Genomic DNA, 20,226 nt, shown 5'->3' on the forward strand with positions numbered 1-20,226 from the left:
CCGGCCCTACCCGCCCCCGCGAATCGCGCGGATCTCATCCCAGAAGGCCTGGATCTCGGATGCACTCGTGATCGACGAGATGAAGCTCTGGTCGAGCGTCGATGGGTCCTGCGGCCGGTCGTCGGGGTTCGGCTCGCCCTTCATCTCGAAGCCGTATTGGATCTCGTAGGCCGGGTCGTCGCCGAACGTGCCGTTGATTTCGGCCTTCGTGACGAGCCCGTCCGGGTCGAACCAGACGTGCAGCGGCAGGAACGCCTGGAACGTCTCCTCGCTCGTCGACGAGCTCAGGTCGTCGGTCATGGTCACCAGGCCCGAATCGACGATCGACTGCAGCGTGATCGCGGTCGCCAGGTGGATCGAGCCGTCCTCGTTGGCCTCGACCATCTTGGGCAGGTTGGCGCCGTGCTCCTCCGACGATGACTCCCAGGAGATCGCGATCGCGCACAGGAACGTCACCGCGGGATAGTTGCACACGCCGACAGGGTCGCCCTTGGCGATGTCACCCTCCGGAAATGCCACCCACGGGGTGCCCGAGACGGGCAGGTACGCGTCGCCGAAGAGGTAGTAGGTGAGGTCGCTGCCGGCGATGTGCACGCGGTCGATGGTCTCGCCGTCACGATCGGTCGACTCTTGCGACCAGAACGACTGGCCGACGACCGAGGTCTCCTGCTGCATGTGCAGTTCGTCGCCCGTCGAGACGTTGATGTGCATGTACCCGACGGCCGAGAAGTTCTCCGACTCGCTCAAGGTCACGAACGCGTCTTGCGTGAGCAGCCCCTGTACGGCGTCGGCGTGGAACGACACCTTCTCGTCGTGGTTGGCCACCGCGTACGGGGTTGCACTGGCGCAGGCCGCGAGACCCGTCACGGCGAGCGCGGCAACCGCTGTCGAGAGGACCGTGCGCAGACGGCGGGCACGGTTCATCGTCGTGGTCCCTTCCCGGGATGCTCGTGGGGCGCGGGAGCCCGCACCGGGTCCGCGTGCGGATTCGTGGATCATGCCGCGTCCGCATCCGCCTGCTGGTAGAGGTCGAAGGCGCCCTGACCGAGGATCGATCCCTCCGAATGCGTCGCGTTCCCCGTCGAGTTGACGGCGGCGACGTACCCGGCTCCGATCTGATTGTCGTAGTAAGCCATCCACGCGCCACCAGACGACCCGGGCGTCATGTCGCACGCGTGCTCGTATCCGGCGGCCCAGCCCTGCTCCCAGCTGGTCGACGCGCAGAAGTACTCGTCGGTGCCGTCGTACGGCTCGGCGGTCGGGTAGCCGACCTGCACGATGTTCTGCACCGGCACGCCGAAGGCGATGCCCATGCCGCCGGTGACGTCCTGCACGCGCTGGCCGCCCTTTTCCTCCATCACCAGGAACGCGTGGTCCATCGTCCACCCCGAGCCGGTGACCGAGCCGCTCGGGCTGACCTGCGCGTTGTCGATGAAGTACTGCGGGATGTAGTACTGCACCGCGGCCCACTGGCCGTACGGCTGCTCCTGCGCGTTGTTGCGGTCGGCGGGAACGAATAGCACGCTCTGCGCGATCGCGTTGTTGTTGTCGAAGTCGACGAGGCAGTGCGCGGCCGTGACGACGATGCTGCGGCTCTTGCTCGAAACGACCGAGGCCGAGCACACGCCCATTCGCTCGCCGTCGAGCTGGATATACAGCCGGCCGAGGGTCGAGCCCGCGAGCCCGTTCCGGTCGAAGAGGGTGCCGGTCGGCACATCGCCGTACCCGTTCGGGCTTTCGGCAACGGGCGAGGGCACGGTCGGCGCGACGTACGCGCCCGTCGCGGGGTCGCCCGTTCCGCCCGAGATGCCGTTGTCGGGACTCGTGTATTGGATGCCCTCGGCGTCGGCGAAGAGGTCGGGATCCGACCAGAAATCGTGCGTTTCCTGCGGTGACGACTCGAAGTCGTCGCGCAGGGCGAGCGATCCGGCTTCGCCCGGCGGCATGTACGGCGCGTACCCGCCCGAGGACGCTTCCGCCGTCGGCGCGGTGGCGCAGCCCGACAGTGCGAGCACGGCCACGATTAGCGCACCGGTCACCTTGAAGATGCGGTTCATTCGGCGGGCCTCCACGCGGGCGAGTTCTGGGGGTCGTCTCCTGTCGGCCGCCGCGAAACATGCGACCGGGGGCGCCAGGCAGCAGCACCTGTGCGCGTCGATCTCCGCGGGGGCGCGGCAGTAACCATGCTAATCCGGTACCCCCTCCCGAGCGATCGTTCGAGAGGTGACACTGCAGTGCGCGAATCGGATGACGGCACGCGTCGTCGAGTCAGCCGGAATAGTGCGGCCGTGCGGGGCGTTCGCTCGGTCATGACGCCGGTGCCCTTCTCTGTCCTCGACCTTGCGATCCTGAACGCGAACGATGACGTGCATTCGGCCCTTGCCGCCACGCTCGAGCTTGCCCGAGTGGCAGACGGTCTCGGCTACCGCCGGTTCTGGGTCGCGGAGCACCACAACGGCGAGAGCATCGCGTCGACGTCACCACCCGTGTTGCTGGGGGCGATCGGGGCGGCGACCACGAGCATCCGCATCGGATCAGGTGGCGTCATGCTGCCGAATCACGTGCCGTACGTCGTCGCCGAGCAGTTCGCGCTGCTCGACGGCCTCTACCCCGACCGGGTCGACCTCGGCGTGGGCCGGGCTCCGGGCACCGATCCGTTCACTGCCGCGGCGCTTCGGCGCGACCAGTCGCGTCAGGCGGTCGACGACTTCCCGAGCGACGTGATCGAGCTGCTCGGATTCTTCGGTGACGTGCGTGAGTTCCACGACCCCGACACCCTGAAGCGCCTGCGAGTGGCGCCCGAGTCCGAAACGCATCCGCGTGTGTGGATGCTCGGGTCGAGTCGGTACGGCGCGGAGCTCGCCGGGAAGCTCGGCCTGCCGTACGCGTTCGCGAATCACTTCGGCATGGCGAGCGACCCGCGTGCCGCCGCCGATCACTATCGGAAGCACTTCGAGCCCTCCCCGCTGCTCGCGGAGCCGTACCTCATGATGTCGGCGTCGGCCGTGACCGCCGAGTCGCGCGAGGCCGCCCAGCGGCTGTCGCTGCCCGCGAAGGTGATGATGCACCAGATCCGCCTCGGCCGGGTCACGAAGGTGATGTCGCCCGAGGACGCGGCCGTGTATCGCGAGCGCGTGGTCGACCGCGAGGTGTTCGAGGCGTCGCCCGGCATCCAGTACGCGGGCACGGCCGAGGTCGTGCTGTCGGGGCTCGAAGCGCTCGCGGCCGAGACCGGCGCGGACGAGATCATGCTGGCGGGCACCATCTACGACCCGGCCGATCGCGTCCGCATGCTGCGGGAGCTGGCGGCTCTGCGGGCGCCGGTGCCGGAGGGGGCGCGCGACGAGCGCGAGCCCGTCGCCGCCTGAGCCCGTCGACTCATCCCCGACCGATCGACTCAGGCAACCCCTGCGCCGCGGGCAGCCGCCAGCTCCTGACCGTACGTGCGGGCGTCGGCCTCGGCATTCTCCTTGAGTTCCTTCGCAGCATCGGCGAACGCATCCATCGCGGGATTGACCCCGACCAGCGTGAACGGACGCTGCACGACGCGTAGGTCGAGTCCCCAGACGTCCTCGAGGACGCGCCGCAGCCATGGCGTGGAGTGGTCCCATCCCTCCTTGGGCGTGCCGGGGTCGTAGTTGCCGCCGAGCACGGTCACGAGTGTGGCGGGCTTTCCCCTCAGGGCCGTGCCGGTCGGGTCGATCCGCGGATCCGTGTAGGCCACGTCGAACCAGGTCTTGAAGTGCTGCGAGACGCCGTAGTTGTACAGCGGCACGGCGAACAGCAGCGCGTCGGCGGCGAGCAGCTCGTCGGCCAGGGTCGACGCCAGTGCGCGCGCCTCACGCTGTCGTTCTGTGCGCTCCTCGGGCGCGACGGTTCCGCCGGTGACGGCGTCCGACCACGCCGTGGCGGGCACCGGGTCGGCCGCGAGGTCGCGCCTGGTCACGGTCGAGTTCGGGTGGGATGCCGTCCATTCGGCTTCGACGAGATCGGCGAGCGAGCGGCTGGCGGACGTGGCGGGAAGGATGCTGGCGTCCAGGCGGAACAGGGACATGGGATGCCTTTCGTTTTCATAGTCGCTAAGATTTACGTAGTAACTTACATAAATGTAGCAGAGGTACGATGGAGGCATGGCTGACGCCGAGCCGACGATCCACGTGTGTGACGCAGCCGTCACGCTGGCCTTCAGCGTGCTCGGAAAGCGCTGGAACGCCATGATCGTGTCCTCGCTCGGTGGCGGCCCGGCCACGTTCGTCGCCCTCCGCCGCGCGGTCTCCGGGATCAGCGATACCGTGCTGTCCGACCGCCTCACCGAACTCGCCCAGGCGGGTCTCGTCGAACGCACCGTCGATCCAGGGCCTCCCGTCACGGTGTCGTACGCGCTGACGACGTCCGGCGAGGGGCTGCTGCCGATCCTCGGCCAGCTCGGCGAGTGGGCGAAGGTGAACCTCGGGGCGCAGGCGCACTGACGGTCCAAATCGCCGATCCGGTCGTCGGCCGCGGCGGTTCGCCCCGCCTCGAGCCGACCGGGAGAATGTCAGGCGTGATCTCCGCGAACAACGCAGCGCCAGCATCCGCCCCCGCCTTCGATGACCCGGCCGATGCGCCCGACTCGAGCGACCTCGATCGCCTCGCGCGCATCCGCGACGCACTGGCCGCGGCCGAGTACACGGTCGACGGCGTCGAGCGCTTCCTCGGCGCGGACGCGTCGGCGGCACTCCATCGCGATCTGCTCGTGCCGGCCTCGTTGCGCGCGGCGGAGGGAGCGGCGAGTGAGCCGGCGCTCGCGGCCCTGGTGCGGCTGTTCCTGCTCGCCGAGCCCGTCGAGCGCAGCCTCGTACCGGCGGCCGGCGACCTCGTCGCCGCGCGATTCGCCGCCGAGGCCGACGTTGCTGCGGGCGGGGATGAGGACGCGGCGACGCACCTCGTCGCCCTCGTCGACGTGCGCCCCTACGCGACCGACGGCGGCCTCGACACCTGGATCTGCTCGGACCTCGGTGGCGTGCAGCTCGGCGCGCAGTCGGGCGCGGGCGTCCGGCAGCCGCTCCGCCGCGACCACGTCGTCGGCATCGGGCCGGCGACCACGAACCTCGCGCAACTGACGCCCCGCGACGAAATTGACCGGGCCCTCGACCTCGGCGTCGGCATGGGTGTGCAGGCGCTCCATCTGCTCGCGCACGCGAAATTCGTCGTCGCGACCGACATCTCGGCGCGCGCCCTCGCGTTCGCCCGCGTCAACCTGCTGCTCGCCGCGCCCGCGCTCGGCATCGACCCGGCGCGGCTCGACGAGCGCGTGAGCCTGCGCCTCGGCAACCTCCTCGCGCCCGTCGCCGGCGAGCGGTTCGACCTCGTGGTGTCGAACCCGCCATTCGTCATCACCCCGCGGACGGCCGGCGAAGGCGCGAGTGACCAGTACACGTACCGCGACGGCGGGAGGCCCGGTGACGCGATCATCGAGGGGCTCGTGCGCGGCATCGGCGACGTGCTCGCGCCCGGCGGCGTCGCCGTCATGCTCGGCAACTGGGAGGTGCACGAGGGTGACGAAACCTGGCACACGCGTCTTGAGCGCTGGCCGGCGGCCGACGTCGACCTCTGGGTCGTTCAGCGCGAGCGCGCCACACCGATCGAGTACGCCGACATGTGGCTGCGCGACGCGGCCGAGAACGCCGAATTGGTCTCGTGGCGCGAGGCGTTCGTGGCCTACCTCGCCGATTTCGCGGGCCGCAGCGTCGACGAGGTCGGCATGGGGATGCTCGTGTTGCGTCGGCGCGCGGATGACGCGGATGCCGCCGGCGCCGCCCCGCTGCGCCGTTTCGAAGGGCTCACGCACCAGCTCGAGCAGCCGCTGGGGGAGAGGGTGCGCCGCACGCTCGACCGGGTCACGTGGCTGCGGGGTCTCGCCGATGACGCGGCACTGTGGGACGAGACCCTCGTCGTCGCGGGAGACATCAGCGAGGAACGACACTCGCGGCCCGGGGACGAGCATCCGTCGGCCATTCTGCTGCGGCAGGGCGGGGGCTACCGGCGTACCTATCCGTGCTCGACGGAGCTGGCGGGCTTCGTCTCGGTGTGCGATGGCGACCTCGCGGGCGGGCAGATCGTCGCCGCCCTGGCAGAACTGCTTGGCGTCGACGCGGTCGGGCTCGGCGAGCAGCTCGCGCCGCAGGTGCGCGACCTCGTCGAGCTCGGGTTCCTCGAGCCCGTGTGGGTGTGAGGCCGGGGCGGGACGCGGCTGCCGAGATCGTGCCGGCCGTGATTACTCGGCGCCGAGCCGGCTCGGCGGCACCAGCACTCGACGGCGGTCGCGCACCCAGATGACGCCGCGCTCGCGGTGCTCCTGCCGGGTCGCGAATCGGTAGCGATAGCTGAGCGCGCGCACGTAGGCCGGGCGCTGGCCGCCGAACGGATCGCGGCGCAGCAGCCGGAGCGTTGCGCGATCGCCCTCTAGCAGCCGCTGGAGGAACGGCACGAACCACTCTTCGAGCGGCGTGCCGAGCGCCAGGAACCACATGAGCCAGTCGAGGCGCAGGTGGTAGGGCGCGAACTGGCGCGGCACGCGCCGTACGTCGCCGGGCTTGCCCTTGAACGCGTACTCGTGCCACGTCGCGGTGTCGGGATCGTCGTCGAGCGTGCCCTCGACCACGATCTCGTCGCGGGTTTTCGTGACCGTGCCGAAGGCGCCGTAGGCGTTTGCGAGCTGCAACCGGTTGAAGCCGGCGTTCATGAGCTGTCGGCGCGCGAAGAGATTGCGCAGCGCGGGCCAGCTGAGCGCGACGTAGACCGCCCCGACGGTCGTCGTGATGACGAGCCAGGGGAGTGACAGGCCGTCGATGAGCCACGGCGCCTCGGTTGCCGCACGCGGCGCGCCGGTGTCTTCACCGGGAACGCCGACCGCTGAGAACGCGAGCACGATCGTCGCCCAGTTCAGCCACGCGAAGTTTCCGGTCGCGACGAGCCACAACTGGGTCGCGATCACGATGACGGCCGCGACCGCGCCGACGACGACCGGCTCCGGTCCCGGCACCCAGAGCGACAGGATGGGTGCGAAGAGCAGCGGCGGAACGATGAGCTGCGCGAAGTGATTGCCGAGGACTTCGAGCTGGTGAAACCGCCGGGGGAGCAAGTGCGCCTGGCGGCTGAGCGGGCCGGGCATGGGCTGCGTCTCGTGGTGATAGGTCATCGCGGTGAGGTCGCGCCACTCGCGCCCGCCGCGCAGCTTGATGAGCCCGGCGCCGAACTCGAGGCGGAACACGAGCCACCAGAACAGCACGATCACGATGGTCGGCGGCGGCTGCGAGTTCGACCCGAGGAAGGCGGCGAGGAAGCCGGCCTCGAGCAAGAGCATCTCCCACCCGAAGCCGTAGAAGGTCTGCCCGACGCTCGTGACCGACATGTAGCCGAACCAAAGCGCGAGGAAGCACACCATGGGCAGCCACGGCGGGCCGAGCTGCGGCACGCCGACGAACAGCAGGGCCGCGACGGCGATGCCGCACCAGCAGAGCGCCGCGAGCCGGCGGTCGGTGTACCTGATCCAGCGGAAGATCGTCGGTTTGAGCAGCCGCCCACGCGACTTCGAGCCGCGCGCCCACTCGAGCAGCTCTGGGGCGGGCATGAGGCCGCGCTCGCCGAGCAGTGGCCGGAACTGGTTCAGCGTCGAGACGAAGGCGATGAGGAACAGGGCCGCGATGCCGCGTTGCAGCACCTGCCGCGCGAACTCGAAGTCGACCGCCGCGAAGCCGTCCATGCCGCCAGGGTACGCCCGCAGTCGGCACGGGCGGAATCCGTGCGCCCGCGACCGTCCGGAGTCCCTGGGCGCGGGTACCCTCCCGGGGTACCATGAAGGCATGGTTGACGCCGCGATCACGCCCCCGTCCGATGTCGATACTCTCGCCGCCGGCGGGGAGCACTGCTCGGCTCACGAGGCGACCGGGCACCACGGCTACGCCGGCGACGCGCAGGCCCTGCAGAACCGCCTTCGACGCATCGAGGGGCAGGTGCGGGGCATCCAGCGCCTGATCGACGAAGACACGTATTGCATCGACGTGCTGACGCAGGTCAGCGCCGTGAAGTCGGCGCTCGACCGAGTGGCCATGCTGCTGCTCGAAGATCACTTGAGCCACTGTGTCGTCGGCGCCGCCGAGGCCGCCGCGACGTCGGGCGACGCCACGGAGGTGAACGAGAAGGTCCGCGAGGCGGCCGTGGCGATCGAGCGACTCGTCAAGAGCTAGGGCGCGGTCGCGGTCGACCGTGCACGTGGGGCCGGAACGTGACCGGAGCGTCGCAGGCGGACGATCGTCGCATCCGGAATATACCCCGCAGGGGTATGGTTGGGGCGAGGGAACGAGACGGATGCGACGCAAGGAGGACACCGTGAGCATGACGACCGAGTACGTGATCGCCGGTATGAGCTGCGCGCACTGCGAGCGCGCCGTGGCCGGGGAGCTTCAAGGGATCGACGGCGTCGAGCACGTCGACGTCAGCGCCGAGCGCGGCACCGCCACGGTCACGAGCGAGCGAGCGCTCGATCCCGAGACGGTCCGTGCAGCGGTCGACGAAGCGGGCTACGAGCTCGCCGGCTCGGAGGGGCGATCATGACCGTGAAGACGGGCGGGAGCGGGCACGGCGAGGCGGGTCTCGCCGCCGGCGATGTCATCACGCTCGACCTCGAGGGCATGACGTGCGCGAGCTGCGCCAACCGCATCGAGAAGAAGCTGAACAGGACCGACGGCGTCGAGGCGAGCGTGAACTTCGCCGTCGAGCGCGCCAAGGTGCGCGTGGTCGACCCGGCGCGCGCGAGCGAGTCGGCCGGGGACGCCGGCGGTCTCGTGGCGAAGCTCATCGCCGACGTCGATGCCATCGGCTACGGAGCGCGTGAGCGACTCGACCGGCAGGCTCGGTCGGCGTCGGCCGCGCCAGAGTCGACCGAGGTGACCGGAGACATCGCCGGGCACGGCAGCGGCGATGGGCACGACGGCGGCGGCGGGCACGCCGGGCACGGCGCGGCAGCGCATGACCACGCGGGCATGCACGAGCAGCCCGGAACGCACGATCACGCCGGCATGCACGACCACGGCGACGACACCCCGGACGCGGTCAAGAAGCTGCTGCGCCGCTTCGCGGCGAGCGCTGTGCTCACGGTGCCGATCATCGTGCTCGCGATGATCCCGCCGCTCCAGTTCCCCGGCTGGCAGTGGGTGTCCCTCGTGCTCGCCCTTCCCGTCGTGACCTGGGGTGCGTGGCCGTTCCATCGCGCAACGCTCAAGAACGCGCGCCACTTCGCCGCGTCGATGGACACGCTCGTTTCGATCGGCATCACCGCGGCCACCCTCTGGTCGCTGTACGCGCTCATCTTCGGCGGCGCGGGGATGATCGGCATGCATCACGGGTTCGAGTGGACCCTCGAGCCCGGCACCGGAGCGAACAACATCTACTTCGAGGTCGCCGCCGGCGTCACGATGTTCCTGCTGCTCGGCCGATACATCGAGGGTCGAGCGAAGCGCGAGGCGGGGGCGGCCCTTCGCACCCTTATGGAGCTCGGCGCGCCGGACGCCGAAGTATTGCGCGACGACGGCTCGACCGAGCGGCGCCCCGTCGGCGAGCTGCGCGTCGGCGACCGCTTCCTGGTGCGGCCCGGCGAACGCATCGCGACCGACGGCGACGTCGTCGAGGGCGCCAGCTCGGTCGACACCTCCATGCTGACCGGCGAGTCCGTTCCCGTCGATGTGAGTGCCGGCGACACCGTGACCGGGGCGACCGTCAATGCGTCTGGGCGACTCGTCGTGCGCGCGACCCGCGTCGGTGCCGAGACCCGCCTCGCCCAGATGGCGAGGATGGTCGAGGACGCCCAGTCGGGCAAGGCCGGGGTGCAGCGTCTCGCGGACCGCATCTCGGGCGTGTTCGTGCCGATCGTCCTCCTGCTCGCCGCGCTCACGTTCGCCGCATGGGCGATCTTCGGGCCCGGGCTCGAGATGGCGTTCACGGCGGCCGTCGCCGTCCTCATCATCGCCTGCCCGTGCGCGCTCGGGCTCGCCACCCCGACCGCGATCCTCGCGGGCACGGGGCGCGGCGCCCAGCTCGGCGTGCTGATCCACGGACCGGAGGCCCTCGAGGCGACGCGCAAGATCGACACCGTCGTGCTCGACAAGACGGGGACGGTCACGACCGGCAAGATGTCGGTCAGCGGTTTCGAGCTCGTCGAGGGCTTCCGTGCGATCGACATCGCGCGTCACGCGGACGGCGATGCAACGGATGCTCGGGTCGCGTCGCGCGACGGCGTGCTGCGCCTGCTCGGTGCGGCCGAGGGGGCGAGCGAGCATCCGATTGCGAAGGCGATCGCGGCCTACGCCGAGGCAGAAGTCGCCGAGGCCGGCGCCCCGGATATCGAGGGCTTCCGCAACGAGCCGGGCTTCGGGGTATCGGCGGTGGTCGACGGCGTGCGGGTGCGCGCGGGCCGTCTCGACGAGGCGGTCGGCCTCGGAGATGCTGCGGCAGCGCTCGTGGCTGACGGGGGCACGCCGGTCATGGTGTGGCTCGACGGGCGGGCGGCGGCGGTCGTGACCGTCGCCGACACGGTCAAGGCGACGAGCGCATCCGCGATTCGCCGATTCCGGGCGCAGGGCATCGAGCCCATCCTGCTCACGGGTGACCGCGAGCAGGTTGCGCGGCGGGTGGCCGATGAGGTCGGCATCGACACGGTGTTCTCCGGCGTCATGCCGGAGGACAAGGTCGCGACGGTCGATCGGCTGCGCGCCGAAAGGCGAACGGTCGCGATGGTCGGTGATGGCGTGAACGATGCGCCCGCGCTCGCCGCGGCCGACCTCGGCCTCGCGATGGGCGAGGGCACCGATGCGGCGATCGAGGCGAGCGACATCACGCTCATCGGCGGCGACCTGAACGGGGCCGTCGACGCGATCCGGCTCGCGAAATCGACCTACCGCACGATCATCGGCAATCTCTCCTGGGCGTTCGGCTACAACGTGGCCGCGATCCCGCTCGCCGCGCTCGGCATGCTCAACCCCATGCTGGCCGGTGCCGCGATGGCGTTCAGCTCCGTGTTCGTGGTGCTGAACTCGCTGCGGCTGCGAGGGTTCCGCGGCGGGCGCTAGTCGCCGCGTCGCCGTCGCCTCGCCGTCTGGAGGGATCGAAATGACCGGCGGCGCTTGAGGAGGGGCGGTGCCGGGCATTCGGGCCCCTCGGAGCGCGCGCCGGGCTGAGTATTCCGCAGCGGGGCCACGCCTGCCCAGATAATTGACAGTGATTCTCACTATCGATACCGTTGCTCGGCGGCGCGTCCGATCCGGGGCGCCGCCGTTCAACCGATCACGAGCTGGAAAGGTGGCCCCCCGAAGGGGCACTCCTATGACGACGCTTTCTTCCTTCACGCGCCGCGCGCGCGGTGGTGTCGCGGTCGCGGCGCTCGCCGCGCTCGCCCTCACCGGGTGCGCCACCGGCGACGCCCCCGCGGCCGATGACCATGACGACCACGACCACGATCACGACGATCACGATCAGGGCAGCAGCGAGATCAGCGAGACGGGCGGCCCCCAGCCGCGCATCGCCATCACCTACGACGGTGGCATCGTGGTGCTCGACGCGGGCTCGCTCGAGACCGTGGGCGACGTGGAACTCGACGGCTTCAACCGCCTGAACCCGGCGGGTGACGGCCGGCACATCCTCGTGTCGACGACCGGTGGCTGGGCCGCCCTCGACGCCGGCACCTGGACCGAGCCGCACGGTGACCACACGCACTCCTACGTGACCGACCCGGTCCTCAGCGACGTGCTCGTGCCCGCGGACGCTCCGGGTCACGTCGTCTCCCACGACGGCCTCACGGCGCTGTTCGACGACGGCACCGGCGAGGTCACGATCCTGCCCGTGACGGGCTGGGCGGACGCGGTCGAAGCAGGCTCGGTCGCTCCCGAGTCGACCTACACCACCCCCGAGGCGCATCACGGTGTCGCCGTCGCCCTCGAGGACGGCTCACTCTTCGTGACCACCGGCAACGAGGACGAGCGCAACGGTGCTCAGCTGCTCGACGCCGAGGGCAACGTCGTCGCCGAAAGCGACCAGTGCCCGAACGTCCACGGCGAGGCCGCCCTCGAAGACGGAACGATCGTCGTCGGCTGCGAAGACGGCATGCTGATGCTGCACGGCGACCACTTCCACAAGGTGGATTCGCCCGACGAGTTCGGCCGCATCGGCAACGCCTTCCCCGCCGCGGGCTCGAGTGTCGTGCTGGCCGACTACAAGAGCGACCCCGACCAGGGCCTCGGCCTCCAGCAGGTCGCCCTCGTCGACGCCGAGTCCGAGACGATGCAGCTCGTCGACATCGGTGCCGACTACACGTGGCAGGGCATGGCCCGCGGCGTCAACGGCGAAGCCCTCGTGCTCGGCGCCGACGGCGCGCTTCGCGTGATCGATCCGACGACGGCCGAGGTGACGAGCGAGATCCAGGTCACGGACGCGTGGACGGTCCCGGAGGAGTGGCAGACGTCGCACCCCGCCATCCAGGAAGACCGCGGCTTCCTCTACGTCACCGACCCGGCGACGAACCAGGTGCACAAGGTCGACTACACGAGCGGCGAGGTCGTCGAATCGGCCGAACTCCCCGGTGCGCCGGGCGAGATCCGCATCGCGACCGCCTCGGTGCCAGAGGGCGCCGAGGGCGAGTAGCCGCGCGGCGCGCACGGGGCCGCGTGCCAGCAGAGGATGCTGGTGCGCGGCCGTGCGCTACGCCGAAGTGAGCCAGCCCTCCGCGCGCAGGGCGTCGCGCACGGCATCCATCGCCGAGAACGGCACCAGCTTGCCGCCCACCTCGACGTCGCGGCGATGCCCGTGGCCGCCCACGAAGACGATGTCACCGGCGCGCGCGAGCGAAATCGCCTTGCGGATACCCTCCGCGGGCGCCGCGACCTCGTAGACCTCGCGCTCGGGGAACTCCCGCCGGATGGTGTCGACCAGGGTGCGGCGAATCTCGGTCGGATCCTCGGTGCGCGGGTTGTAGTCGGTCACCACGACGACATCGGTGACCTCGCTCGCTGCTCGGGCCATGGCGGGGCGTTTCGTACGGTCGCGGTCGCCGTCGGCGCCGAAGACCATGAAGAGCCTGCCGTCCGTGAACTCGCGGAGCGACTGCAGCACGGTTCGGAACGACGCTTCTGTGTGCCCGTAGTCGACGTAGACGCGAACGGGCGCGTCGCCGGAGGCGAGCTCGATGCGGCCGGGGACCGACGGGTGCACGCCGCCGCGCTCCCCGAGTGCCGCCCGCAGATCGTCGGCGGTGATGCCGAGTCGCGAGTCGAGCACGGCCGCGATCGCGAGCGCCGCGTCGAGCGCCGTGAACCACCCGGGCATCCCGACCGTGGTGTCGACGACATCGCCACTGCGGTGTCGCATGCGGAACTCGGTGTGCGCCAGGGTCGTGTCGTTCACCTCGACCGTCCAGTCGGCCCCGGCCTCGGCGTCCATCGCCACGGTCGTGACGGGAACCTGTGCCTCGCGCGCAGCGCGCTTCCCCCATTCGTCATCGATGACGATGACTGCTCGGCGCGTGTGCTCGGGCGTGAAGAGCGCCATCTTGGCCGCGAAATAGCGCTCCATGGTGCCGTACTCGTCAAGATGGTCCTGCGAGAAGTTCGTGAAGATCGACACGTCGAAGGGCAGACCGTCGATGCGTCCGCCGTCGATGCCGTGCGACGAGACCTCGATGGCCGCGGCGGCGACGTGGTCTTCGTGCATGCGGGCCGCAAGCCCGTGCAGCACGTCCGCCTCGGGGGTGGTGAGCCGGCCCGAGTCGCTCGTGTCGATGTGCTTGTTGCCCACGATGCGCTCGACGGTGCCCGCGAGGCCGGCGCGCAGCCCCAGTGCCTTGATGACGTCGCGCACCATGTAGGTCGTGGTGGTCTTGCCGTTGGTGCCCGTCACGGCGAACAGTACGGTGTCGATCGCTCGGGTTGAGTGCACGATGCCGGATGCGTCGGCCAGCGCGGAGCGCGGATGCTCGACCACCAGCACGGGAACGCCCGCGTCGCGTGCGTGCTCGGCGCCGGCCGCGTCGGTGATGATCGCGACGGCGCCGGCCTCGACGGCCTCGCGGGCGAAGCTCGCGCCGTGCGTGCGCGCACCGGGGATGGCGACGAAGACGTCGCCGGGCAGCACCCGGTCGGTGCCGCCTGCGACCCCCGTGACGGCGACCCGCGGCGACGAGTCTGCGGTCTCCGTGTCGCGAGCGGGTGAAACGGGTTCGGTCGCGGGAGAATCGAGCCGAGCGCCGAGGCGGTCGGCGAGTTCGCGGAGGCTGATCGGGGCGGAACGGCGTGGGCGTGTGATCTCGGTGTCCATGACTCGCTGGCTCCCTCTCGATCCTCCGACAGGCGCGCCCGAAATTCGGGGCTTGGCGAACATAGCAATGTGCGATATGCACGGCGTGCAGGACTCATAGAATCCCAGATCAAAGGGATGTTCGGGCGTACATTTCAGTGACGCCCCAGGTTTCGCCAGTCAGGTATCTGCTGGGGCGCGGAGAAGGCGGATGCGCGCGCCGCCCGCGGGCGCCGCACGTACGACACCGGCGCGTCACCGCGCGTCCCTAGTATGCGGCGCATGAGCTCGACAGCCTCCGGAACGTCCGGCACCAGCACCAGCGACCGTGGACTGCTCACGACCGTCGACGGATCCGCGACGCTGACCCGGAAGGAGCTCCGCCGCCGCACGCGGGCCTGGGTCATGTGGGATATCGGCAATTCGGCATGGCAGGCCATCGTCGTGACCTTCGTCTTCGCCACGTATTTGGCGAGCGACCTCTTCATCGACCCCGACCTGGTCGAGCTCGGACGGGCCGACCCGCAGAACCCGCTGTATCTCGCGGGGCAGGCGAACACGACGATGCTCATCGCCAATCTGGATGCGATCGCCGCCGTGATCGTCGCGATCATCTCGCCCGCGCTCGGGGCGCGGAGCGACGGTTCGGGCACGCGGAAGCGGTGGCTGCTCGTCTTCACCGTGCTCACGATCGCGACGATGCTCACGATGTACTTCGTCCTCCCCGATCAGTCGTTCCTCCTGTTCGGGGCCGCGCTCCTCGCCGTCGGCGTCGTCTTCTCCGAGTTCTCGGGCGTGAGCTACGACGCCATGCTCGCGCAGGTCTCGACGAAGAAGACGGTCGGTCGCACCTCGGGCATCGGGTGGGGCTCTGGCTACCTCGCGAGCATCGTGCTGCTGGTCCTCCTGCTCCTGCTCTTCATCCAGGACTTCGGCGTCGAGGGCGCCGCGGGCATGCTGAACGTGCCGACCGGGGCGGAGGGCGACGGTCTCAACATCCGCCTCGCCATCCTCGTCGCCGCGATCTGGCTGGCGCTGTTCAGCATCCCGATCTTCCTCCGTGTTCCCGAGACGGCGAAGAAGCCGGCGCGAGCCGCTATCCCGTGGTGGAAGACCTACGCGGTGCTGTGGCGCACCATCGCGCGGATCGGGCGTACCGAACCGAAGCTGCTGCTGTTCCTGCTCTCGAGCGCGATCTTCCGCGATGGCCTCGCGGCGGTCTTCGGGTTCGGCGCGATCATGGCCGCGCAGGTCTACGGGTTCTCGTCGAGCGAGGTCATCTACTTCGCGGTCGCGGCGAACCTCGTCGCGGGGCTCGGCACCGTCGCGGCCGGATGGTTCGACGACCGGTTCAGCCCCAAGGTCGTCGTGATCGTCTCGCTCGTCTCGCTCGTGGCCGTCGCGTCGCTGCTCTTCTTCTTGCCCACCGCCCAGGTCGTGTTCTGGACGTTCGGTCTCTTCCTCTGCCTGTTCGTCGGCCCGGTGCAGTCGGCCAGCAGGTCGTACCTCATGCGGTCAACGCCCGTCGGGCACGAGGGTGAGCTGTTCGGCCTCTACCGCCTCACGGGGCGCGCCGCGAGCTTCCTCACCCCCGCGCTGATCGGGGTGCTGCTCGCCGCGACCGGCGACCCCAAGGTGACGATCGTGGCGATCGGGATCGTGCTCCTTGTCGGCCTGCTCGTCTTCCTCCCGGTCCGTTCGCATCCGACGCAGGTCGTCATCGAGGGCGAGCGGGTGGCCGTCGCGCAGATCACCCTCGATGGGGAGAGCTCGGCGTCTCGCGCCGAGGGGCTCGGCGCCGACGAGACCGGCGCGACCGGCCCGGATGCGGGTGGCCCGACGCGGCAGTCGTAAGCGGCGTCCACAGAAGTTGAGCCACTTACACTCAACTCACAGCGCGCAAACTTGCGTCTGCGTGGCGCAATGTGATGAAGTTGCGTCATCGCGGCTCAAGTCTTGATGCCGCGCAGCACGGCGAGCGTCTCACCGCGAACCGTCACCACGCACGCCACTACTGAAGGAGTCACACATGTCACGAGCTGTCGGAATCGACCTCGGAACCACGAACTCGGTCGTTGCGGTGCTCGAGGGCGGGGAGCCCAAGGTCATCGCCAACGCCGAGGGTCTCCGTACGACCCCGTCGGTCGTCGCATTCACGAAGGACGGCGACGTGCTCGTCGGCGAGACCGCGAAGCGCCAGGCCGTCACGAACGTCGATCGCACGATCTCGTCGGTGAAGCGCCACATGGGGACCGACTGGTCCACGAAGATCGAGGACAAGACCTACACGCCCCAGGAGATCTCGGCCCGCATTCTCGGCAAGCTCAAGCGTGACGCCGAAGAGTACCTCGGCGACAAGGTCACCGACGCTGTGATCACGGTCCCCGCCTACTTCAACGACGCCGAGCGTCAGGCCACCAAGGAAGCGGGCGAGATCGCCGGCCTGAACGTGCTCCGCATCATCAACGAGCCCACGGCGGCGGCGCTCGCCTACGGCCTCGACAAGGGCAAGGAAGACGAGTTGATCCTCGTCTTCGACCTCGGTGGCGGCACGTTCGACGTGTCACTCCTCGAGGTGGGCAAGGACGACGAGTTCTCGACCATTCAGGTGCGCTCGACAGCGGGCGACAACCGACTCGGCGGTGATGACTGGGACCAGCGCATCGTCAACTTCCTGATCGAGGAGTTCAAGAAGCAGTCGGGCGTCGATGTGTCGAGCGACAAGATCGCCCTGCAGCGCCTCAAGGAGGCGGCCGAGCAGGCGAAGAAGGAGCTCTCGAGCTCCATGAACGCGACAATCCAGCTGCCCTACCTCTCGCTCACCGAGAGCGGGCCGGCCAACCTTGACACGTCGCTCTCGCGCGCGAAGTTCGAAGACCTCACCAAGGACCTCCTCGAGCGCACGCGTAAGCCGTTCGAAGACGTCATCCGCGAGGCCGGCGTCAACGTCGCCCAGATCGCGCACGTCGTGCTCGTCGGTGGTTCGACTCGCATGCCGGCCGTCTCAGAGCTCGTGAAGCGGCTCACTGGCGGTCAGGAGCCCAACAAGACCGTCAACCCGGACGAGGTCGTCGCCGTCGGCGCCGCGCTGCAGGCCGGCGTGCTTCGCGGCGACCGCAAGGACGTGCTGCTCATCGACGTCACGCCCCTCTCGCTCGGCATCGAGACCAAGGGCGGCATCATGACGAAGCTCATCGAGCGCAACACCGCCATTCCGACGAAGCGCTCGGAGGTCTTCACGACCGCGGACGACAACCAGCCCTCCGTGCAGATCCAGGTGTTCCAGGGTGAGCGCGAGTTCACCCGCGACAACAAGAACCTCGGCACCTTCGAGCTGATGGGCATCGCGCCAGCGCCCCGCGGCGTGCCGCAGATCGAGGTCACCTTCGACATCGACGCGAACGGCATCGTGAACGTCACGGCGAAGGACAAGGGCACCGGTGCCGAGAAGAACATCCGTCTCGAGGGCGGCTCGGCCCTGCCCAAGGAGGACATCGAGCGCATGGTTCGCGAGGCTGAGGAGCACGCGGCCGAGGACAAGAAGCGCCGCGAGGCCGCCGAGACCCGCAACGTCGCCGAGACGACGGCGTACCAGGTCGAGAAGGTCATCTCGGAGAACGACGAGAAGCTGCCCGCCGACGTGAAGAACGAGGTGCAGGCCGACGTCGACGCCCTCAAGACGGCCCTCGCGGGTGACGACGACGAGGCCGTGAAGTCGGCCCTCGACAAGCTCAATGTGAGCCAGTCGAAGCTGGGCCAGGCGATCTACGAGCAGGAGCAGGCGGCCCAGGCGCCGACGGGCGATGCGCCGTCAGACGCCGGGACGACCGAAGCGGCGGGCGACGACGACATCGTCGACGCCGAGGTCGTCGATGACGAGGACGACAACAAGGACGCGCGATAGCCGTGAGTGACGAGAACCGTAACGAGCGACGCGACCACGACACGGGTGGCGAGCGCAGTGAGCCGATCGTGAACGACAAGCGGCGGATCGACCCGGAGACGGGCCAGGTGCGCGGCGGGCCCGCGGCCGAGCAGCCGCAGCCTGCCCCCGCCGGTGAAGCGGGCGCCGAGTCCGGTGCGCCGGATGCTTCGGGCGAGGCTCCGGATACCGGTGCAGACGCCGCGGCGGCCGCGGAGTCGGCGGCTGGCTCGGAAGACGCGGCAGATGCGGACTCGCAGGTGATCGACGACGAGCTGGAACGGCTCATCGCCGACGCGCGCGCCGTGGAGGAGGCCGGGACGGCGAGCGCCGTCGACGACGAGTCGCGGGGCGAGCCCGACACGGGGCAATCCGCCGACGCGGCTCGCGCCGACGCGACCCTCGCCGACCTGCAGCGGGTGACGGCCGAGTACGCCAACTACCGCCGCCGCACGGAGCAGGAGAAGATCGCGGCCCGTGAGGCGACGACGGGCGAGGTGCTGCGAGCGCTGCTGCCCGTCCTCGACGACCTCGACCGGGCGGAACAGCACGGCGACCTTCCCGAGGAGGGCGCCGTCGCCGTCATCGCGAGCAAACTGCGGGCGTCGGTCGAGAAGCTCGGCCTCGTCGCGTACGGCGACAAGGGCGAGCGGTTCGACCCGACCGTCCACGAGGCGATCGCCCAACTGCCGAGTCCCGAGGCTGAGGCGGACACCATCGCCGATGTGGTGGAGCGCGGCTATCGCGTCGGCGACCGCATCGTCCGTGTCGCGAAGGTCGCGGTGTTCGTCGCCGCGAGCTGAGCCACGGCGGTCGCGTCTCCGCGGCCGCCGGGTGAACGAGCGGCCAGGCTCGGGAACCCTGCGAGACCGCGCGGGGGCGCGAGCGCACCTCGAGCATCCGGAGCATCGGCGTGAGGGGCCCGCCAAGGCGGGCCCCTCACGTGTCGAGAAAGGAACGACATGGCGAGCCAAGACTGGTTCGAGAAGGATTTCTACGCGGTGCTCGGCGTCAGCAAGGACGCTTCGGAGCAAGAGCTCAAGCGGGCCTACCGCAAGCTGGCCCGTGACTACCACCCCGACCAGAACCCCGGAGACCCCGAGGCGGAGCGCAAGTTCAAAGACGTTTCCGAGGCGTACTCGGTGCTCTCGGACCCGAAGGATCGCGCCGAGTACGACCAGGTGCGGGCGATGGGCGGCGGTGCCCGGTTCACCTCGTCGGGTGGCGGTGCCGGGTTCGAGGACGCCTTCGGCGGGATGTTCAACCGCGGCGGTGCGAGCCAGCAGTACTCGAACGAAGACCTGGAAGACCTGCTCGGGTCGATGTTCGGCGGCGGTCACGGCGGCTTCGGCCCCGGGTCCTTCGGGACGGCCGGTCGACCGGCCGGGTTCGGGACGCCCGGCACGGGCGGCCCGCGGAAGGGACGCGACCAGACGGCCTCGACGACGCTCTCGTTCGCGACCGCCATCCGCGGCGACACCGTCACGCTGCAGACGGGCGAGGGGCGCACGATTACGGTGCGCATCCCCGCCGGCGTCGAGGACGGCCAGAAGATCAGGCTCAAGGGGAAGGGTGCGCCCAGCCCGAATGGTGGCCCGCCAGGCGACCTGCTGCTGCAGGTGTCCGTGCGGTCGCACCCCGTCTTCGGTCGCGACGGCGACAACCTGACGATCGACGTGCCCGTCACCTTCGCCGAGGCGGCGAAGGGCGCCACGGTCGAGGTCCCCACCTTCGGCGGCGATCCCGTGAAGGTGCGCGTGCCCGCGGGTTCGCAAAGCGGCAAGAAGCTGCGCGTGAAGGGCCGCGGTGTCACCACCAAGCGCGGGACGGGCGACCTGCTCGTGACCCTCACGATCGCGGTTCCCACGCACCTCACGAAGGGCATGGAGGAAGCGCTCGATGCCTTCGTCGCGGCGTCGCCGGCGGAATCGCCGCGCGACGACCTCATGCGCCGCGCGACGCAGGAGTAGAACGATCGTGGCAGG

General features: G+C 69.8%; 16 protein-coding genes. 11 read left to right on the top strand and 5 right to left on the bottom strand.

What is annotated here, in order from left to right; translation table 11 throughout:
- Positions 1–6 precede the first annotated feature (6 nt).
- Both F8O04_RS01530 and F8O04_RS01535 read right to left on the bottom strand, forming a co-directional pair.
- Positions 7–924, bottom strand: coding sequence for a hypothetical protein (locus tag F8O04_RS01530; protein ID WP_158027552.1), 918 nt, complete (start codon positions 922–924; stop codon positions 7–9).
- A gap of 71 nt (positions 925–995) precedes the next feature.
- Positions 996–2,057: a trypsin-like serine peptidase gene (locus F8O04_RS01535; RefSeq protein WP_158027553.1), complete on the bottom strand. Its 1,062-nt coding sequence runs from the start codon at positions 2,055–2,057 to the stop codon at positions 996–998.
- 231 nt (positions 2,058–2,288) lie between these two features.
- Between F8O04_RS01535 and F8O04_RS01540 the strand changes: the two genes are divergently transcribed.
- Entirely contained in the window at positions 2,289–3,368 is a 1,080-nt protein-coding gene (locus tag F8O04_RS01540; RefSeq protein WP_225734805.1) for an LLM class flavin-dependent oxidoreductase, read from the top strand.
- A gap of 29 nt (positions 3,369–3,397) precedes the next feature.
- Here the strand turns inward: F8O04_RS01540 and F8O04_RS01545 are convergent, their stop codons facing one another.
- Positions 3,398–4,054, bottom strand: coding sequence for an FMN-dependent NADH-azoreductase (locus tag F8O04_RS01545; protein WP_158027554.1), 657 nt, complete (start codon positions 4,052–4,054; stop codon positions 3,398–3,400).
- A gap of 76 nt (positions 4,055–4,130) precedes the next feature.
- Between F8O04_RS01545 and F8O04_RS01550 the strand changes: the two genes are divergently transcribed.
- A complete protein-coding gene (locus tag F8O04_RS01550) occupies positions 4,131–4,469 on the top strand; it encodes a winged helix-turn-helix transcriptional regulator (RefSeq protein ID WP_158027555.1) in 339 nt (112 codons plus the stop codon).
- Positions 4,470–4,543: 74 nt separating this feature from the next.
- Entirely contained in the window at positions 4,544–6,214 is a 1,671-nt protein-coding gene (locus F8O04_RS01555; protein ID WP_225734806.1) for a DUF7059 domain-containing protein, read from the top strand.
- Between the two features lie 42 nt (positions 6,215–6,256).
- Here F8O04_RS01555 and F8O04_RS01560 read toward each other — a convergent pair whose 3' ends face one another.
- On the bottom strand, positions 6,257–7,744 hold the full coding sequence (locus F8O04_RS01560) for a lipase maturation factor family protein (RefSeq protein ID WP_158027557.1): 1,488 nt from the start codon (positions 7,742–7,744) through the stop codon (positions 6,257–6,259).
- Positions 7,745–7,844: 100 nt separating this feature from the next.
- Between F8O04_RS01560 and F8O04_RS01565 the strand changes: the two genes are divergently transcribed.
- The 4 genes from F8O04_RS01565 to F8O04_RS01580 all read left to right on the top strand — a co-directional run bounded on the left by F8O04_RS01565 (position 7,845) and on the right by F8O04_RS01580 (position 12,672).
- Positions 7,845–8,228, top strand: a complete 384-nt coding sequence (locus F8O04_RS01565) for a metal-sensitive transcriptional regulator (RefSeq protein ID WP_158027558.1) — start codon at positions 7,845–7,847, stop codon at positions 8,226–8,228.
- A 148-nt stretch (positions 8,229–8,376) separates the two neighbouring features.
- Positions 8,377–8,595 (top strand): heavy-metal-associated domain-containing protein, encoded by a 219-nt coding sequence (locus tag F8O04_RS01570; RefSeq protein ID WP_158029042.1) that lies wholly within the window; start codon positions 8,377–8,379, stop codon positions 8,593–8,595.
- Complete coding sequence (locus F8O04_RS01575) at positions 8,592–11,105, top strand: heavy metal translocating P-type ATPase (protein ID WP_158027559.1); 2,514 nt, start codon at positions 8,592–8,594, stop codon at positions 11,103–11,105. The genes F8O04_RS01570 and F8O04_RS01575 overlap by 4 nt, the downstream gene beginning before the upstream one ends.
- Before the next feature lie 253 nt (positions 11,106–11,358).
- Positions 11,359–12,672, top strand: coding sequence for a hypothetical protein (locus F8O04_RS01580; RefSeq protein ID WP_158027560.1), 1,314 nt, complete (start codon positions 11,359–11,361; stop codon positions 12,670–12,672).
- 57 nt (positions 12,673–12,729) lie between these two features.
- Here the strand turns inward: F8O04_RS01580 and F8O04_RS01585 are convergent, their stop codons facing one another.
- On the bottom strand, positions 12,730–14,340 hold the full coding sequence (locus tag F8O04_RS01585) for a Mur ligase family protein (protein WP_188726339.1): 1,611 nt from the start codon (positions 14,338–14,340) through the stop codon (positions 12,730–12,732).
- Positions 14,341–14,601: 261 nt separating this feature from the next.
- On the opposite strand from F8O04_RS01585, the gene F8O04_RS01590 reads away from it, so the two are divergent.
- The 4 genes from F8O04_RS01590 to F8O04_RS01605 all read left to right on the top strand — a co-directional run bounded on the left by F8O04_RS01590 (position 14,602) and on the right by F8O04_RS01605 (position 20,211).
- Positions 14,602–16,173 carry an MFS transporter gene (locus F8O04_RS01590; protein ID WP_158027562.1) on the top strand — a complete coding sequence of 524 codons (1,572 nt, stop codon included), beginning with the start codon at positions 14,602–14,604 and terminating at the stop codon, positions 16,171–16,173.
- A 175-nt stretch (positions 16,174–16,348) separates the two neighbouring features.
- On the top strand, positions 16,349–18,223 hold the full coding sequence (gene dnaK / locus F8O04_RS01595) for a molecular chaperone DnaK (RefSeq protein ID WP_158027563.1): 1,875 nt from the start codon (positions 16,349–16,351) through the stop codon (positions 18,221–18,223).
- 2 nt (positions 18,224–18,225) lie between these two features.
- Positions 18,226–19,044, top strand: coding sequence for a nucleotide exchange factor GrpE (locus tag F8O04_RS01600; protein ID WP_225734807.1), 819 nt, complete (start codon positions 18,226–18,228; stop codon positions 19,042–19,044).
- A gap of 159 nt (positions 19,045–19,203) precedes the next feature.
- A complete protein-coding gene (locus F8O04_RS01605) occupies positions 19,204–20,211 on the top strand; it encodes a DnaJ C-terminal domain-containing protein (RefSeq protein WP_158027564.1) in 1,008 nt (335 codons plus the stop codon).
- Positions 20,212–20,226: the final 15 nt, after the last annotated feature.

The sequence above is a fragment of the Pseudoclavibacter endophyticus genome (assembly GCF_008831085.1).
Taxonomy (GTDB): Bacteria; Actinomycetota; Actinomycetes; order Actinomycetales; family Microbacteriaceae; genus Pseudoclavibacter; species Pseudoclavibacter endophyticus.

Bases quoted from the DNA above. Each gene is read 5' to 3' on its own strand.
- F8O04_RS01580 (WP_158027560.1), top strand. From the start codon at position 11,359: ATGACGACGCTTTCTTCCTTCACGCGCCGCGCGCGCGGTGGTGTCGCG.
- F8O04_RS01590 (WP_158027562.1), top strand. From the start codon at position 14,602: ATGAGCTCGACAGCCTCCGGAACGTCCGGCACCAGCACCAGCGACCGT.
- F8O04_RS01575 (WP_158027559.1), top strand. From the start codon at position 8,592: ATGACCGTGAAGACGGGCGGGAGCGGGCACGGCGAGGCGGGTCTCGCC.
- F8O04_RS01570 (WP_158029042.1), top strand. From the start codon at position 8,377: ATGACGACCGAGTACGTGATCGCCGGTATGAGCTGCGCGCACTGCGAG.
- F8O04_RS01545 (WP_158027554.1), bottom strand. From the start codon at position 4,054: ATGTCCCTGTTCCGCCTGGACGCCAGCATCCTTCCCGCCACGTCCGCC.
- F8O04_RS01550 (WP_158027555.1), top strand. From the start codon at position 4,131: ATGGCTGACGCCGAGCCGACGATCCACGTGTGTGACGCAGCCGTCACG.
- F8O04_RS01530 (WP_158027552.1), bottom strand. From the start codon at position 924: ATGAACCGTGCCCGCCGTCTGCGCACGGTCCTCTCGACAGCGGTTGCC.
- F8O04_RS01585 (WP_188726339.1), bottom strand. From the start codon at position 14,340: ATGGACACCGAGATCACACGCCCACGCCGTTCCGCCCCGATCAGCCTC.
- F8O04_RS01535 (WP_158027553.1), bottom strand. From the start codon at position 2,057: ATGAACCGCATCTTCAAGGTGACCGGTGCGCTAATCGTGGCCGTGCTC.
- F8O04_RS01560 (WP_158027557.1), bottom strand. From the start codon at position 7,744: ATGGACGGCTTCGCGGCGGTCGACTTCGAGTTCGCGCGGCAGGTGCTG.
- F8O04_RS01605 (WP_158027564.1), top strand. From the start codon at position 19,204: ATGGCGAGCCAAGACTGGTTCGAGAAGGATTTCTACGCGGTGCTCGGC.
- dnaK (WP_158027563.1), top strand. From the start codon at position 16,349: ATGTCACGAGCTGTCGGAATCGACCTCGGAACCACGAACTCGGTCGTT.
- F8O04_RS01565 (WP_158027558.1), top strand. From the start codon at position 7,845: ATGGTTGACGCCGCGATCACGCCCCCGTCCGATGTCGATACTCTCGCC.